This window comes from Sphingobacteriales bacterium (genome assembly GCA_016706405.1).
Taxonomy (GTDB): Bacteria; Bacteroidota; Bacteroidia; order Chitinophagales; family UBA2359; genus BJ6.
The window spans coordinates 575,804-591,839 of sequence record JADJJT010000002.1; the positions used below are offsets into that span (position 1 = coordinate 575,804).

Consider the following 16,036-nt stretch of genomic DNA (forward strand, 5'->3'; position numbering starts at 1 on the left):
GGAGTTTTTCCGGATAAAAAAAGAGCAAACTATATTTGATTGCACAAAACTTTTATTTGAATATTATTTTAATTTCGGTCGTTTTGTTGTTGTTTTTTTTAATGGAATTAATGGTTCGATTGTTCTTTTTCGAGTTTTGCAATTCGGCGTTCTAACCATATTAAAAATAACACGATTCCTATAAAAATAATGGCAATAACACCAATAACTACATAAATTTTTCCGGAAGAATAGAAAAAGTCGGCCATTTCAACCTGCGAGTTTGGATTGGCTGTATTTTGTGCTTTGCCCGACATGGGTAGCAAATATCCGGATCCGGATAAAAGGAACAAAATTTTAAGCCAAATCTTATTAAAATACGTGCCGAAAAGCCTCATACTTAATAGGTTTTAAATTGACCACAAAGGTAATTATATTTTCGTTCATTTAGCTGTTAAAAGTATAGGTTTTAAAAAAGAAGTTGGTAATTTCGTGCTTTCGAGACGGATAGTTATTAGTTTTATTTTTTTGTGATGCGCATTTTTAGTTTGCCGTTTTTATTTTTACTTGTTTTCATCTTCTTTGCCCCTTCTAACAATAAAGTTCACGGGCAAAACAGCACTTATCCGGGATTTAGGGTTACTGGCTATTATAAGCATATTACTATTCCTATTGAGGTTATTCATAATTTGTTAATCATAAAACTTCGGATTAATGGCTCGCCCGAATTGCGTTTCATTTTAGATACCGGGGTTGAAAATACCGTAATAACCGAGCCTGCTATTTTGCCTTTAATTAATGTGCGCAAGGTAGAGGGGCGAAAAGTTGCTTTGACGGGAGTGGGCGAGGAATCTTTTATTGAGGCTGGTATTTCAATTAACAACCGTATTGATATTGGCAATATGATTGAGGGCAAATATTTGCAGTTGCTTATTTTACCACAGGGGCTAATTGATTTCTCGGGGGTGGTAGGGCAAACAGTATATGGTATTATTGGCCATGATTTTTTTAGAGATTTTATTGTTAAAATAGATTATGGCCAGAAAAAACTGGTGCTTATTAATCCTAAAAAATTTAAAAAAAGCCTTAAAAAATACCGGCAATTACCACTAAAAATTGCCAATGGCAAGCCATACACGCCCATTGAGGTGGTACATAGCAACGCCGATACAACTATCCATGAGATATTGATAGATACCGGTTCGAGCCATGCCCTTTCGCTTGACCCCCGCTTGGTTAGCGTGCCACAACACGCGCAGCATACCTTTTTAGGAACTGGTATGGGCGGAGATATTTATGGGTATTTAGGCCGGGTGAAAGCTTTAAATTTGCCAAATTACTCCTTTTCGCAAGTAATTACAACTTACCCCGATACGAGTGCGCTTAAACCAAGCTTTGATACGTCAAATACCTGGAACGGCATTGTAGGAGGTGAGGTGTTGCGCAGGTTTACTTTAATTTTTAACTACAACGAGGGCATATTGGCTTTAAAACCTAACGCACAAGTAAAACGGCCTTTTTCGAATAACCTCAGCGGTTTAGAGGTAGTTGCCCAAGGTGTTAATTTTAATCAGTTTATTATCCAATATATCAGGCCAAACTCGGCAGCGGCAAAGGCGGGCTTACAACAAAACGACCAAATATTAAGTATAAATGGCACCCCTTTAACATCAATAGGCGAGCTTTATTATATTTTAGACAAACGAGTAGGTAAAAAATGTTGCCTAACTATTAAACAACACCAAACACAACAACAAAAACGCATTTGCTTCGTTTTGTCCGATGAGCTATAACCAACTATTCGTTTGATTAAAGTCTTAAATTTGTAGCTCAATTCCAATTTAGTATTCCGGATAAAGGGAAAAAAAATAAAACCGAATTTACTTTTATAGCATAACCTCAAAATAACTAAACCATTTTCAACTATTTTTAATGATTACACAACTAAATGGCAATAAAATGGTTATATAAAAGCCTTTCGCACAAAAAAACTAAAATTGGCTTCTACCTCAGTTTAAATTATGGAATATATTATTAATGCATTTGATTTTTTGATGTCTGTTGATACGCATTTGGAGTTTCTGATTGCAAATTACGGCGTTTGGATATACCTAATTTTATTTTTAATAATTTTTTGTGAAACCGGATTAGTAGTAGCCCCATTTTTACCCGGAGATTCGTTGTTGTTTCCCGTGGGTGCGCTTGCCGCACTTGGTTCTATTAATTTGTGGTTTGTAGTGCCATTATTAATAGGAGCAGCCTTTTTGGGTAACCAAGTAAATTATATGATTGGCAGTTATGTGGGGCCAAAAATTTTTAAGCAAGGTAACCGATTTATTAAAAAAGAACATTTAACAAGTGCACAAGAGTTTTACAAAAAACATGGCTCAAAAGCTATAATTATTGGCCGATATTTGCCCTTGTTCAGAACGTTTGTGCCTTTTGTAGCGGGCATTAGCCTGATGGATAAAGCTAAATATACTTTTTACAATATTATTAGTGCTATTGCTTGGGTAGTATCATTAGTGCTAATGGGTTATTTATTTGGCCAAATTCCTATCGTAAAAAATAATTTTTCGATTGTTATTTTAGCTATTATTATAATAAGTTACTTGCCCTTTTTGTATGCCATTATCAATAAATTTATTGCTGCCAGACGGGCAAAAACAAGTGCAGTACAAAAGTAGGTTGCGCTGTTAAATCTGCTAATTTTATTTTGTTTCTTTAAAAAATGCCCAACAGCCAATTAGTTAATAGTTTAGCTTTTATAGATAAAACTATGGGCATAAACAATCTGTTGAGGCCTCAAACTGCTCTTTCAGATACACAAAATTATTATCAAAAATTAATACCCTTATACCGAAAATTGCACTCGCCGCAGGGCGCAATGCATTTTCCGCTTTACAATATAGGCAATTTTAAAGGGCATCATCAGGCGTTACAAGCCCAAGCCTATTTGGCCAATACTTATTTTAATACCAACAGTTTTGCCGACTATAACAATCAAAACTCTATTTTAGAATTAGGTTGCGGGCAGGGTTATAACTGTATTTGGTTAGCAAAACAAAACCCTCGGGCAAAGTTTACCGGCTTAGACATTACACCTAAGAACATAGAAATTGCCCAGAATAATGCAGTGCAGCGTAAATTACAAAATATAAAATTTGTATCCGGAAATTTTGAGGCGCTGCCCTTCGAAAATCAATCTTTTACGGGTTTATTGGCTGTTGAGGCATTGTGCCATGCTTTTCATCCGGAAAAAGTTTTAGCCGAAGCACATCGGGTTTTAAATAAAAATTGCTGTTTGGTAGTTTTTGATGGCTATACCACAAAATCGCACCAACAAATAACCAACAACGAGCTAACAGCCGTTAAACTGTTATCGGTAGCATTTGCCGCACCTACTTTTAAACATGAAGCTGAGTGGATTGAGGCCGCTAAAAAAAATGGTTTTGAATTGGTAAAAAATTCCAATTTTTCGGGGGCAGTTTTGCCCGGATTAACTGCTTTTGAGCGTGGTTGGCAAAAATGGATAAGTCCCTATCCTTTTTTGGCGGGCTTATCTTATAAATTAGGTGGTTATATGGGTTTAACAATGCGCCATTTAATGGCCGGAGCCTTGGCGGCGCAGCTAATTAAACAAAATATAATTTGTTATAAACTATTAGTGTTCAAAAAATAGATGCCACAATAACACGCTGTTTCGCGTTATAATATACTGTGTTTTACTGTACATATTATGTTTTTATATTTACAAAACTACATTTTAGCATGGCTTGGCTCTAACGATATTGAAGCCTATGCTTTTGCCATGGTGCTTATTTTAGCAGCTGCCATTCTTGTAACTTGGAAGTTTCCGGTGCGCGGGTTAAAGCCTATGCGCCTTGCACCTTTTATTGAAGGGCAATGGCTTCGCAAAGGCCACGATTTTGAAGGGACGACCTGGCAAATTATGTATGTATTTAAAAATGGTGTTTTTTCAATCCAAGCACATCCAGAGTTCAAACAAACAGGGCAATACAAAATTTTACACGAAGTTGAAAACGCCGTAATGGTTGAGGTAAGCAGTTTGGATGGCGACGGTAACCTAAACCCTCAAATATTAGAACTTGGTATAGATAAAAAAAACGACCACTTAGTAATAAATGGCCGTAGTTATAAAAGAATGACGTAACGCTGTTATTTGGCTATGGCATCCGGTAATAAATTTTTACTTCGGCAGTATCGTTCAAAAAATTAATATTTATAACATCCACTTTTACAACGTCGTAGCCGGTGCGGTTGCGCAAATCTTCTAACATTTTGTCGCGCACTTCGGGTTTAATAAGGTCAATTTTTTCGTATTGAATGCGTTGCATCATCAATTTTTCGCCAAAAAATGCCCTGTCAATAACCAACATACTAATTAAAATAATTATATTAATAAGTACAAGTTCAACAACCGACATATTATTGTTACTTATTGAGTTAACTACCGCTATACAAATTATAGCAAATAGGTAAGTCATTTCGGTAATTTCTATCGAGTCGGTGCGGTACCTTATTATGCTAAAGAGGGCAAACAGACCAAAGGCAAAACCTATATCGAGTTTAACGCTGGTCATTAAGTAGCATACAAAAAATATGAGAATGTTAAAGGTGTAAAATGTAAATTGATAGCTTGCCGAGTTTTTGGTGGGCCTATAAACTACTTTTACAATTAAAAAGGTAATAATAAGGTCAAGTGAAAAGCGAAGCAGTAAAGGGCTCAAATCTTGAAAATTTCCTAAAGACTCGCTTAAATTAAGTAGTATAGTTTGCAGCATGCTCATTAAATAATTTGTTGATGGCTAAAAAATAGGGTTTCAAACGGTTTTGTTTAAGTGTTGGGTGTAATTTGCACATACCCAATACATATTTACTTATACTTTTTGAGTGGGGTAGGGTATCGTACACCAATTGTAATAAAGGCGACCTTACACCCACCGAGGGGCGTTTAACCTCTATAATACAAATATTTGGCAAACCCACAGCGTTTTTGCTGTCAAACGCATTAAATTTTAAGCCAACGTCTATGGTTGCCCGTTCGTTTGCATCTAAGCTAACTAAGCTAATGCGGTAAAAATACACCCACATTTGCGCTTGCAACTCGGCGGGGTTAATGCTGGCAATATCATCTAAAAAGGGCAGGTGGTCGGCTGTAATTTGGGTATCAATTTGCGAAAACGGCTCGCGAATTTTAATGGTTCGCTTTTTATTATTTTTAAATTTAAGTTCAAAAAAAACGACTCCGTTGGCTGTATAGCGTCTAAAACGAACTTTATGGCGGTTTAGGTGGCCATTTAGGTGGTGGTAGTAAAGATCTAAATTTGGGGTATCAAAATACAACGATTCGTAAGCGCAAAGGCGATGCTGGTTTACCTCTAAAACACGGTAGTAGGGGGTTAGTTGGTTTAACAACTGCGGTAAGGCTAATGCCGGAATTGTTAATTTAGTGTCTTTGCGGTCTTGTAAAGCGGCCTCACTTATTTCAGTTAGGTCTATAGGGGCAAATGCGTTAAGTGCTGTTTGTAATGATTTTATATACTCGGGGGTAATAGTTTCTAATGCTGCTGCTATGGGCGTATTTGCTGACATTTGCTAATTAATAAAGGGGTTTATAAACTGGGTTCTAAATTAACCAATAGTATTTCGGCTGTTTTTGTTTTATTTATTTACTGATAATTAGTTTAGTATTAAAAGCATGGTTAATTGTAACAATATACATCCCGGCGTTTAAATACGCTATAGGTAAGGTAATACCGGTTTGGTGTTGGTTGCTTAAATAGTTTTGCTGGGATAAAACTTGCCCATATAAATTTGAAATGCTTACATTTTTAATGGGTATTTGGTTGGGCATTTCTATATGAAGCAGATCGCTGTTAGCTTTTGATGCCGGATTTGGCCAAATTTGAATGTTTTGGCCAATTTGGGCGGGCAGTTCGTCGTTCCATCCGGAGGTGTTACAATTATTAGGCAATTCAAAACTTGGGGTCGTTTGCATAAAATCGCCCTGGCCATTAGCACAACGCGACATTGAAACATCGGGCTTTTGCGCACCAAAAATTATGCTGTCAATTAAAATGCCATTTGCATAGCCTACTCTAAGTTCTTCGCCATTGCCCGACAGTTTAAAATTAGCATGTAATCCGGGTTGATTTTCATCTTCATCGAGCCAAACTATTAAATACGTTTGGGGATTAATAACTGTGTTTAGCGGAAACTCCCATTTGGTGGGTTTTGCCTGGTTGTCGGTTAAGTACACCCCCGATAAGTTTAGCGGCTCGGTGCCGTTGTTGTATAGTTCTAACCAGTCTTCGTATTGGCCTGCGGCATCGGTATTGGTGGTTTGGTTGACGGCTAAAATTTCGTTAATCACCAACATATTATCCGGAATTGGCGTAATTGCTGCTTCTAAGGTTAAAAATTCGTATTCGGCACGTGGGGGCAGTAAAGCGGCGGCGTTATCATTTTCGGCATAAATATAATATTCAATTTTGGTATTGGGCATGGTTAGCGAAGTCCCAAAAATGCCATCATTGGCGGCACCGTCGTTGTTTAAGCCGTCATCGAACATTGGCAGAGGTAAAAATATAGTAGGGGTTTGGGCACGGTAATACAGCCAAACTTGGTTGTCATTAGCATTTTCTACTTGGGCGGTAATCCAAATTAATTCGTTTAGTTTAGGCTGCAGGGGTGTATTAGTTAAGTTGCCAATAGTGGGTGGTTGTGCTTTAAACTGCTCGGTTTCAGCTAAATTAGTTGCGCGTTTATCCATTAATTGCGAGATGCCGGGCACATTAAAAAAGCCAATATTTTTGCTTTTATCCATGCCATTTAAAAAGTCGTTGTACGAGTACATACCGTTGGGGTCGTTCTTAACTTCATCGTCAATAAGGGTGCGCAAGGCATTGGTGGTGGTTAAATAATCTTGATTTGTAAAATTTTCGGCAACAATAGTGCGCATGTGGGCAATATATCGTTTATACCACGATTTGTTTGCTAATAATTGCATAATCATAGGCCATCCGGTATCGTTTTTGTGGAGGTCGGGGCTAAGTTTTTGCATTTGCGTTAAACTTAAACCGCCGCCCCATCCGGAATTGGCAAGGGAAAAACCGCCAAACGACATATTTAAATCCCAAATAATGGGGGTCAATCTTCCATTATCATCTTTATAAAGATAAAAATTTTGCCTAAAACTACCCGAGTAGCTGTCTAAATTGATACAAACATTGTTAAAAGCAAGCATCCACAGGGCGCGGTCTATGTCTAAGATACTTTCTAATTTATCCGGATGATTTTTAAGGGTGTCGCAAAAATTAACTAGGTCTGTCCAGCCATAATCCGACTTTAGTTCGTAATTTTGGTAATATTTACTGCTATCTTTGCTTATATATTCTAAACTGCTGACTGCCGAGGGCTCTTCTCCTACTTTTTCGGGATTGCATTTAAAAAAAGTATTGCCCGAGCTATAGAAATGGTCGCTTAAAAATTCTTTGTTAATAGACTCTACGTTGGTATATAAGCCAATTAGTTTGCCATTAATATAAACTTCGGCAAAATTAGCACGTGCGCTGTGCATGTATTTGTTTGCAATTTGATAGGCAAATACCTCGCGAATAACTGCCGGGTCAAAAACGCCATTCGATAGTTTAATATTTGTAAATCCTTGGTAATCTTGTTTTTTTACATCGTCCAATTCAATGTGTAATGGGTTTTTGTCTGATTTACTATCGTATGAGCTATTGCCTTTGTATCGCACACCTACACTGTCAAAAACAGTGCCATTAATCACACAGGTGGCAGCTATAATGTTCGAACCAAATTTTTGCTTGGCCGTATCCATTTGATAGTCCCAGTTAGACTGCTTAAAGGTAAGCTCAATTTTTTGAATGGCATTTACATTGTAAAACGTAGTTTGGGCTTGTGTAAACAAAACACCGCCCACCATAAAAAATGCAGAAAAAGCAAGTAAAAGTAAAATTTTGTGCATGAACAGCAAGAAAAAGGCAATATTCAAATTTACCGGATTACCACTAATTGAGGTGCTTCAACAGCCGAATTGTTGTCAGTTATTTCAACGGTTTGTATGACAGGTTTCATCTCAGAGATACAAGTGTCGCAATTTGAGTAGGCATAAATAGTATAAGTTCCTTTCCGGAGGTAATTAAACTCGTATTTGCCATTATAATTGGTACTTGTTTTTTCATCAATTACGTCGTTATCGCCATAGACAATAAAAACGTCTTCATCAAAGCCAAAATATTCGCCTTTTAAATTGCCATCTTTGTCGTAGTCTATAACCCAAACAGTACCATATATAGTAGAGGTGCCACCTTCGCCTGCCTCTTTTGAGCAACTAAATAGGGTAACAATAATAAAAAAGCAGCTAATAAAAAAAATGGACTTTGCAAACATAAATTAAAAAATATTACACTATTATTAAGCCAATATTGGCAAAATTTAACCGGGTGCAAATTTTGTAAATTTATGCCAAAAAAAGAAATAAAACGGCAATTAGTTTGTTAATTGCTTATAAAATGTTGGCTAATAGCATCTTTACTACAGTTTCGATTTTATTAAGCAAGCAATATTTGAGTCTGCCGGCGTTTTTCAGCTCCGAATTAAAAACAAGGTAAAACCTCGCGATTCAAAACCATCCCTCAAAAAAGAATGGGAAATCTGGTTTTCTCCGGAAACAACAAGTAGCGGTTTTTCTAAGTTATAATTTGATAGATATCGGGCAAATTTCGGCCCAGCCCATCATAATCAAGGCCATAGCCAACAACAAATTTATTTGGAATGCGAAAACCCGTTAAATGCGGCTCGGCTTTTGGGTGTTGCAGTGCGGCTGGCTTAAACAATAAACTTACAATAAAAGCAGTTACATTGGGTATTGCTTCCAAGTCATTCATGAGTTGGTTGATGGTAAAACCAGTGTCAATTATATCTTCAATAATAATAATGGTTTTGCCGGCAAGTTGTGTATCTAAGCCAATTAATCGGTTTAGATTTCCGGTGCTGGCTGTGCCGCTATATGTTTGATATTTTACAAAACTAACTTCGCAGGGTTGGGTATATTGCCTTATTAAATCTGATGCAAATATGAAAGCACCGTTTAAAATGGGCAAAAAAACTACTTGTTGGTTGGCAAACCTATGTTGCAATTCGGCAGCTAACAAGGCGGTAACTTGGGCAATTTGCGCGGCGTTAATATAAGGCTCAAACGGCTTGTTATGAATCCAAATGGTTTCTGCTTTTGGGTTGATTGGGTTCATTTTAACAAACTATTTAAATTGGTATATAAATAATGGTTTATTTTAAACTTTATCGGGTTTGCCACCACTCAAAACATTTACTTCATCATCATTATCGTCTATTTTCTCATTAAAATCATCTTCTATTTGTAATGCTAATTGCGCTGTTTGCTTTAAAATATCAACTAACTCGTCTAAGTCAAGTACTACCGAGTTTGTATCTCCAAATTTACCCTCAGTTTCGTATTGCAGCATACAGGGGTTATTTAAAAGTTTTGCTTGTTGCTCCTCGTCTGGTTCTAACAGGTCCCAGTCGTCTTGGTCTTCAATACGGTACACAAAAAAACTATCAATCATATAAAAGCCTATCTCTTCATCTTGTAGCGAGTCAATTATTTCGTCAAGGGTAGTATCGTTGTCGGTTGCGGCAAAGGTTAAAAACGCGGCAATAAAACCATGTGGGTCGCTGCTTACAGCAAAACTATATTTGGCGGGATTTAATATACTAACTTTGCGCATAATAGATATTGAGTTCCGGATAAAATTGATACCACAAAGATAGGTGTTTTATCGTGTTTAAGTTTTTTAATTAGTATTATCCGGATTATTTTGCTTCAAAATTCATTCTAACGAAATAATTAGTGAAGTTAATTTTTATGGGGTTGCCAATGTACCATTCAATATAGCGCATATATTTTTCGTAGTTTTTGCTTTGAAAACTAAAAAATGGCCCTGTAGCTGTTTTGCTAAATATCCAATGAGTATAGGCTTCAAAATAGGAGTAATCGTTTAAGGTTTTGTGGTAATCAAACAAAGGGTTTGCCAACTCAATTGGGGCAATTTGCTTCCAAAGGTCGAAAAAAGTTTTTCGAATTTCGATTATATTAGTTAAGTTTTTAGCTATTGTTGCGGTATCGGTATTGTTGAGAGTTGCTATTTGTAGATTGAGTAAACCATTTTTTTGCATAATTTTCCATATAGATTGGTACAGATTGGCAAAACTGTTGGGCGGCCTGTTTTGAAGTTGAATACTTGCCTGTTTTTGTTGGTTTTCAGCATCCGGATTAAAGCATTTAATATAGGTGTTAAACAACAAATTTGTCATTTCTTCCCATCGCTCGGTGCTGCGCTCTAAGTTTATAAAAATTTCGGCATAAGCAAGTGCCCAAAAAGGTTCGTTCGAGTCGGCGTAAAGTTTGGCGGCCATATAATAGTTATCGGCCCATACAGGTTGGGCGGCAATGCCATTTTCAAAGGCAGCGATAGCGGCTTGCATATTGCCGCGCTCTAATTCAATAATACCCAAATCGAAATGCAGCGCGCCATCGTATTTGTTCATTTTCATGCCTTGTGCTAAGGTCTCTAAGGCTTTAGGATATTGCCCCAACAAATCGTAAGAGTTAGCTAAAAGGCGGTAGTATTTGCTGTCAAAATGGTAATTAGCAATAATTTTCTCGCAAATTTGGCTGGCTTCTGTATAGTTTTTTAGTCTGTAATTGGCCATTGCCGCGCCATACATATAGTCGGTATTGGCAGGTTCGGTTTGCAAGGCCATTGCATAATTGGCAAGGGCTTGCTCAAATTGGTTTTGCTCAAGCGCTTGTTTGCCCTTTTCGGCGTAGTTGGCAACATTGTCAATATTTTGGGCTATTAAAAAGGTACTAAATAAAAAAAAGTTTGTAGCCAGCAAACCAACGAAAAATAATATAGAAAAACGTTGCAACATATTGCCCTATTAAAAAGATTGGGGTATAAACAAAGTAAGGAAGAACCAGCATTAATTACCGGTATTTTTAATTAAGAGCATCTTGTTTTAGTTTGGTTTAATAATGAGTTGTAGGTTGTTATTATAAATTTTCCATTTTCAATTATCCATTTTCCAATTGTTTGCCGTACTGTGTCTCGTAATAGTGGCGGTATTGCCCCGATGTTATAGCGTTCAACCAATTTTTATTGGTTAAATACCATTTTATGGTTTGTTTTAAACCCTCTTCGAAGGGCATTTTTGGCTGCCAACCTAATTGGCTTGTTATTTTTGTGGCATCAATAGCATAGCGCTGGTCGTGGCCGGGGCGGTCTTTAACAAACGATATTAGTTTTTCGTTAGTTCCGGCCGGTTGTTGCAGGGCTTTATCCATTAATTGGCAAAGCAAACGCACTAAATTAATATTTGACCATTCGTTACCACCGCCTACGTTGTAGGTTTCTAAGGTTTGGCCTTTATGAAAAATAGTATCAATAGCGGCTGCATGGTCTTCAACCCAAAGCCAGTCGCGCACATTTAAGCCGTCGCCATATACTGGCAGAGGCTTGTTTTGTACCATATTATTAATAAGCAGCGGTATCAATTTTTCCGGAAACTGATATGGCCCATAATTGTTCGAACAGTTTGACAACACCACATCAAAGCCATAAGTATGCCCATAAGCACGAACCAAATGGTCGGCGGCGGCTTTACTGGCCGAGTAGGGCGAGCGTGGGTCGTAGGGGGTTGTTTCAGTAAAAAATCCGGAATCTCCAAGCGAGCCATATACCTCGTCTGTCGAAACTTGGTAAAAACGGCCTTTGATGCCTTGTTCGGCCCATATTTTTTTAGCCGTACTTAGCAAGGTAGCTGTGCCCAAAATATTTGTTTTGACGAAAGCCAAGGGGTCGGTTATAGAACGGTCAACATGTGATTCGGCTGCTAAATGAATAACGCCTTGGCACGGGTATTTCCGGAATAATGCCTCAATATGATTTAGGTCGGCAATATCGGCTTTTTCAAAAGTATAGTTCGGCTGGGTAGCAATATCGGTTAAGTTTGCCAAATTACCGGCGTAGGTAAGCAAGTCAATGTTTACAATATGGTATTTGTTGGCATGTAAATTTACAAAGCGCCTTACCACGTGCGAGCCAATAAAACCAGCTCCCCCGGTTATAAATAGATAATTCATTTATTTTATTTTATTTCAGATATTGCCTATTTATCGGCTGATATAGGTTGCTAAATTCCTGTAATTTTTATTTTTCCGGATCAATTAGGGTACCATCCGGAAACTTTTGTTCCATCGGATTTTCCATTCGCCATTAAACATCCGTTTCAAAAAACCGTGTCTGCTGTTAGGGGTATCTTGCGTTGAAAGCCATACAAATACGGGTTTACCTACAATATGGTCTTCGGGAACATAACCCCAAAATCGCGAATCCAAACTATTATGTCTGTTGTCGCCCATCATAAAAAAGTAGTTCATTTTAAAGGTGTATTCGGTAATAGGCTGGCCATTTAGCGTAGCACTGCCATTTGCCCACGATAGGGTGAGGTTGTTTTCATATACTTTAATGGCGCGTTCGTAAAGGGGGTAATTTTGGGCGGTTAGTTGTATTACGTCGCCTTTTTTGGGTAGGTAAAGCGGCCCAAAATTGTCCACATTCCAATTGTAAGCAGGGTTTTGCGGGAAATAATATTTTTCGGCTAATCCGGGAGGCAGTACGGCGGCTTCGTCTAATTCTACGCTTTCAACATTGGGCAATGTTTTTGCCCAGGCTACATTTTCATCAGTAAGCCAAAGCGAAATACTTATTGGGCTGCGATGTCTGTCATTCCGTTCGTAAATACCTTTTTTTGTTAATGCTTTTACCGTGCTTGAGTATGCATCGGGGGTTTTTAGCGTAATTACATATTGAAATTGGTGATTTGGAGGCAGCGGTTGTTTTTGCCCATTTAAATATACATCGCGGTTAACGACCTGAAAAGTATCTCCGGGGGCAGCAACACAGCGTTTTACGTAATTGGTACGGCGGTCAACGGGTATTTTGCGGTCGGCATCGGCCGGAAGATTGAATACAACAATATCGCCGGCTTGCAAATCCCTAAATCCGGGTAGGCGCATATAAGGCAATAACGGCACTTTAGAGTACGACCTCCTACCAAAAAGACTATCATGTACGTACGGAAACGCCAAAGGCGTATTGGGGATGCGTGGACCAAAATTTAATTTACTCACAAATAACTTGTCGCCTGTAAGCAATTCCCCTTCCATCGAACTGGTAGGTATTGCGTACGATTGTAGTACAAACATATTAATAAGCGGAACAATTATAAAGGCTATTACGCCTAACTCAATGAGTTCGCGTTTTAAACTTTTTGCTTTCTTGGGCGAAGGCTTGTTTGGTGTTTTTTCTCCGGATGTATTTTTATTAAATAGTCCCATATATTAGCTATCTGTGATGAAAATTTGGCACAAAATTATAATAAATTAAGTTAGCAACAAAATATTAAATGTTAAATATACTATTAAATATTGTTGTTAAAAGTTAATATTTATTAATGACTGTTGTTCAGTATAAAACAAAAATAAAAATAACAAATATTATTTGGGGCCGTGGTTTATATATTATTCTAAAATTTTATTTTACTTTACATTTTTTTTTTAATAATGCTATTAAATTGTATTTGATTTTAAGCCCTTTAATTGCTTATCCGGTATAGTTTTTTATATATTGTAAAAAAAGTAATGCCATTCATAACGCTAAATACCATGAGCTACTAACGGGTTTTGCCGCAACAAATTGGTAAATTTCTCGTTTATACTTCATATCTTTGTTAAATACTATTATTAATTTTTATTCAACACTTAATTATATCCTTGATTTATAGCGTTTTACACATTATATAATTCCTTGCTACCTGTGTAGCAATTTTTTTTTATCAACCTACATTTTATATGAAGAAAATGATGCTTGTTTTTTTAGGAGCAATACTTCCGGCTGCGGGTGTAAATAACCCTACTCATGCCGAGGCATATCTTAAAGATAAAAACATCAATCAACCCCTTTATTTGACGGAGTTGGCAGAAGAACACATAGATGATATAACTGCCTTTTCGAATAAAGTTTACAAAGTAGCTGCCGACTTAACCATTGAGCCTGATTGGATTATGGCTGTTATTGATTCTGAGTCGGAATTTCATCCAACCATATCAAATCGAAACAATTCGGGTGCAAAAGGCTTAATTCAGTTTATGGATTTTACCTTGCGCGAATTGGGCTACAAAAAATTACCAACTAACCCAATAAACCAGCTTGATTTAGTAAAGGCTTATTTATTTGAAGTAACAGAAAAGTATGGCAAAATTAACTCTGTTGCCGATTTAAAAATAGCCATTTTATACCCTAAAGCTTTAAATAAGCCAAATAGTCATGTACTTTGGAAAAAGCGCAGTGCGGGTTATCATCAAAACCGGGGCTTAGATGCCAACAAAGATGGGATGGTAACTGTTTTGGATATTGAACGCAGTTTACAAAAAAAGTATCCCGAACTTTGGGGCTTGCCACCACAAGAGGGCTTTGCCCGAACTACTTCGGCAATTTACCGCGAAGCAATAGCTAAAAAGATAAAATCTGCTTAATTTAGCTTAGCTACTGCTGCTGTTAAGTAAACCAATTATGCCCATGCCTACGCCAATCAAGCCTGTTAAAAACAATTTGTTTTTACTTAACAAAGACCAAATATCATTACCTCCCCTGCCCGAAACTTTTGAGGAATTGCCCGGCACTACCTCGCAAATAACTATTGAGCGTATTGTTTCGGCGGGGCAAACATCGCCACAAACAGGTTGGTACCAACAAGCCCGCCACGAGTGGGTTCTGTTAGTGCAAGGGCAGGCAAGTATTGCTTTTGATGATGGCTCGGTTTGCCAGTTAGCTGCTGGCGATTATTTGTTTATTCCAAAAGAGACAAAGCATAAAGTTGTTGCAACAACTGCTACTCCGCCTTGTATTTGGTTGGCTATACATTATCCGGATGATTAATTGAGGACTAAATAAAACTTAGGTTGGTTTTTGCTTTATTCATCCGGCAATTTACTTATGGCAGACATAGCCAAATCAATGGCAATAGCCAGTTGCTCTTCTTTGTTTAAATTTGAGTTGTCAATCAATTGGGCACCGGGCGCACATCTAAGCGGTGTAGTTTCACGTGTCGAGTCAATATTGTCGCGGTGAATTAGGTTTGCCAAAACTTCTTGGTAGGTAATATTAGCTACTCCTTTGGCCATTAACTCGTTATAGCGGCGTTGTGCCCTGATTTCAGGTTTCGCAGTTAAAAATATTTTTAATTCGGCATCCGGAAAAACAACAGTGCCAATATCGCGCCCATCCATTATAATACCTTTGTTAATGCCTAACTGTTGTTGCTGTTTCACCAAAAATTGCCTCACAGCAGGTATGGCGGCAACAGTGCTGACGTGGTTGGCAATTTGTTTGTCTTCTCTGATTTGTTTTTCTACGTTTTGGCCGTTCAAATAAGTTTCTATTTGGCCGTTTATATGCGTGAAATGTATATTTATATTGGGCAAGGTGGCTATAATTGCGGCATCGTTGTCAGGTGAAATATTGTTTTGCAAAATATATAAGGTAACACAACGATACATTGCCCCCGAATCTATATATAAATAATGAAAATGATTAGCCAACGCACGTGCTAAAGTGCTTTTTCCACAAGACGAGTGGCCGTCAATGGCTATTATAATACGTTTCATATTGTATGCTTAATATTAATTTGTTGATTATGGTATTTTTTTAGAAGTGTTATGTTCGTTAAGGGGCGAGATAATGCTAAGTACTATTTATTCCGGATATTGGCAATGTTTTACTTGTTTCAATGTATGGCATTTATATCATTTTATATGTGTTATCTTATGATTAAAACCCTTATCCGGAATATAGCCTTTTCCGGATAAGGGTTTTATTTGTAGGTTTGCTTTTAAACTCCACTTTAGTAGATATTTCAGCTAACC

General features: G+C 37.4%; 17 protein-coding genes. 6 read left to right on the plus strand and 11 right to left on the minus strand.

Features of this window, described 5'->3' with window-relative positions; all coding sequences use genetic code 11:
- Window positions 1-107: 107 nt before the first annotated feature.
- Entirely contained in the window at window positions 108-296 is a 189-nt protein-coding gene (locus IPI59_08605; GenBank protein MBK7527593.1) for a CcmD family protein, read from the minus strand.
- 216 nt (window positions 297-512) lie between these two features.
- Between IPI59_08605 and IPI59_08610 the strand changes: the two genes are divergently transcribed.
- The 4 genes from IPI59_08610 (at window position 513) to IPI59_08625 (ending at window position 4,153) form a co-directional block, all read left to right on the plus strand.
- The gene (locus IPI59_08610) at window positions 513-1,772 is read left to right on the plus strand and encodes an aspartyl protease family protein (GenBank protein ID MBK7527594.1); all 1,260 of its coding nucleotides are present in this window, start codon (window positions 513-515) and stop codon (window positions 1,770-1,772) included.
- Window positions 1,773-2,012: 240 nt separating this feature from the next.
- Window positions 2,013-2,666, plus strand: coding sequence for a VTT domain-containing protein (locus IPI59_08615; GenBank protein ID MBK7527595.1), 654 nt, complete (start codon window positions 2,013-2,015; stop codon window positions 2,664-2,666).
- Window positions 2,667-2,710: 44 nt separating this feature from the next.
- Entirely contained in the window at window positions 2,711-3,661 is a 951-nt protein-coding gene (locus tag IPI59_08620) for a class I SAM-dependent methyltransferase (GenBank protein MBK7527596.1), read from the plus strand.
- A gap of 57 nt (window positions 3,662-3,718) precedes the next feature.
- A complete protein-coding gene (locus tag IPI59_08625; protein ID MBK7527597.1) occupies window positions 3,719-4,153 on the plus strand; it encodes a hypothetical protein in 435 nt (144 codons plus the stop codon).
- 13 nt (window positions 4,154-4,166) lie between these two features.
- On the opposite strand, the gene IPI59_08630 is transcribed toward IPI59_08625, so the two are convergent.
- The 9 genes from IPI59_08630 to lepB form a co-directional block, all read right to left on the minus strand.
- Window positions 4,167-4,790: a DUF4956 domain-containing protein gene (locus IPI59_08630; GenBank protein ID MBK7527598.1), complete on the minus strand. Its 624-nt coding sequence runs from the start codon at window positions 4,788-4,790 to the stop codon at window positions 4,167-4,169.
- A complete protein-coding gene (locus IPI59_08635) occupies window positions 4,762-5,595 on the minus strand; it encodes a polyphosphate polymerase domain-containing protein (protein ID MBK7527599.1) in 834 nt (277 codons plus the stop codon). Before IPI59_08635 ends, IPI59_08630 begins: the two co-directional genes overlap by 29 nt.
- A 73-nt stretch (window positions 5,596-5,668) precedes the next feature.
- Window positions 5,669-7,993 carry a CotH kinase family protein gene (locus tag IPI59_08640; protein MBK7527600.1) on the minus strand — a complete coding sequence of 775 codons (2,325 nt, stop codon included), beginning with the start codon at window positions 7,991-7,993 and terminating at the stop codon, window positions 5,669-5,671.
- A 29-nt stretch (window positions 7,994-8,022) separates the two neighbouring features.
- Window positions 8,023-8,418 carry a hypothetical protein gene (locus IPI59_08645; GenBank protein MBK7527601.1) on the minus strand — a complete coding sequence of 132 codons (396 nt, stop codon included), beginning with the start codon at window positions 8,416-8,418 and terminating at the stop codon, window positions 8,023-8,025.
- A gap of 299 nt (window positions 8,419-8,717) precedes the next feature.
- Entirely contained in the window at window positions 8,718-9,278 is a 561-nt protein-coding gene (locus tag IPI59_08650; protein ID MBK7527602.1) for a hypoxanthine phosphoribosyltransferase, read from the minus strand.
- Between the two features lie 42 nt (window positions 9,279-9,320).
- A complete protein-coding gene (locus IPI59_08655; protein ID MBK7527603.1) occupies window positions 9,321-9,776 on the minus strand; it encodes a hypothetical protein in 456 nt (151 codons plus the stop codon).
- A gap of 85 nt (window positions 9,777-9,861) precedes the next feature.
- On the minus strand, window positions 9,862-10,983 hold the full coding sequence (locus IPI59_08660) for a tetratricopeptide repeat protein (protein ID MBK7527604.1): 1,122 nt from the start codon (window positions 10,981-10,983) through the stop codon (window positions 9,862-9,864).
- 142 nt (window positions 10,984-11,125) lie between these two features.
- Window positions 11,126-12,193, minus strand: a complete 1,068-nt coding sequence (gene rfbB / locus IPI59_08665; GenBank protein MBK7527605.1) for a dTDP-glucose 4,6-dehydratase — start codon at window positions 12,191-12,193, stop codon at window positions 11,126-11,128.
- 84 nt (window positions 12,194-12,277) lie between these two features.
- Window positions 12,278-13,450: a signal peptidase I gene (gene lepB / locus IPI59_08670; protein MBK7527606.1), complete on the minus strand. Its 1,173-nt coding sequence runs from the start codon at window positions 13,448-13,450 to the stop codon at window positions 12,278-12,280.
- A 513-nt stretch (window positions 13,451-13,963) separates the two neighbouring features.
- Between lepB and IPI59_08675 the strand changes: the two genes are divergently transcribed.
- Window positions 13,964-14,647, plus strand: coding sequence for a transglycosylase SLT domain-containing protein (locus IPI59_08675; protein ID MBK7527607.1), 684 nt, complete (start codon window positions 13,964-13,966; stop codon window positions 14,645-14,647).
- Between the two features lie 43 nt (window positions 14,648-14,690).
- Window positions 14,691-15,050 (plus strand): cupin domain-containing protein, encoded by a 360-nt coding sequence (locus tag IPI59_08680; protein ID MBK7527608.1) that lies wholly within the window; start codon window positions 14,691-14,693, stop codon window positions 15,048-15,050.
- Window positions 15,051-15,085: 35 nt separating this feature from the next.
- On the opposite strand, the gene IPI59_08685 is transcribed toward IPI59_08680, so the two are convergent.
- Window positions 15,086-15,778 carry a (d)CMP kinase gene (locus tag IPI59_08685; protein MBK7527609.1) on the minus strand — a complete coding sequence of 231 codons (693 nt, stop codon included), beginning with the start codon at window positions 15,776-15,778 and terminating at the stop codon, window positions 15,086-15,088.
- Window positions 15,779-16,036: the final 258 nt, after the last annotated feature.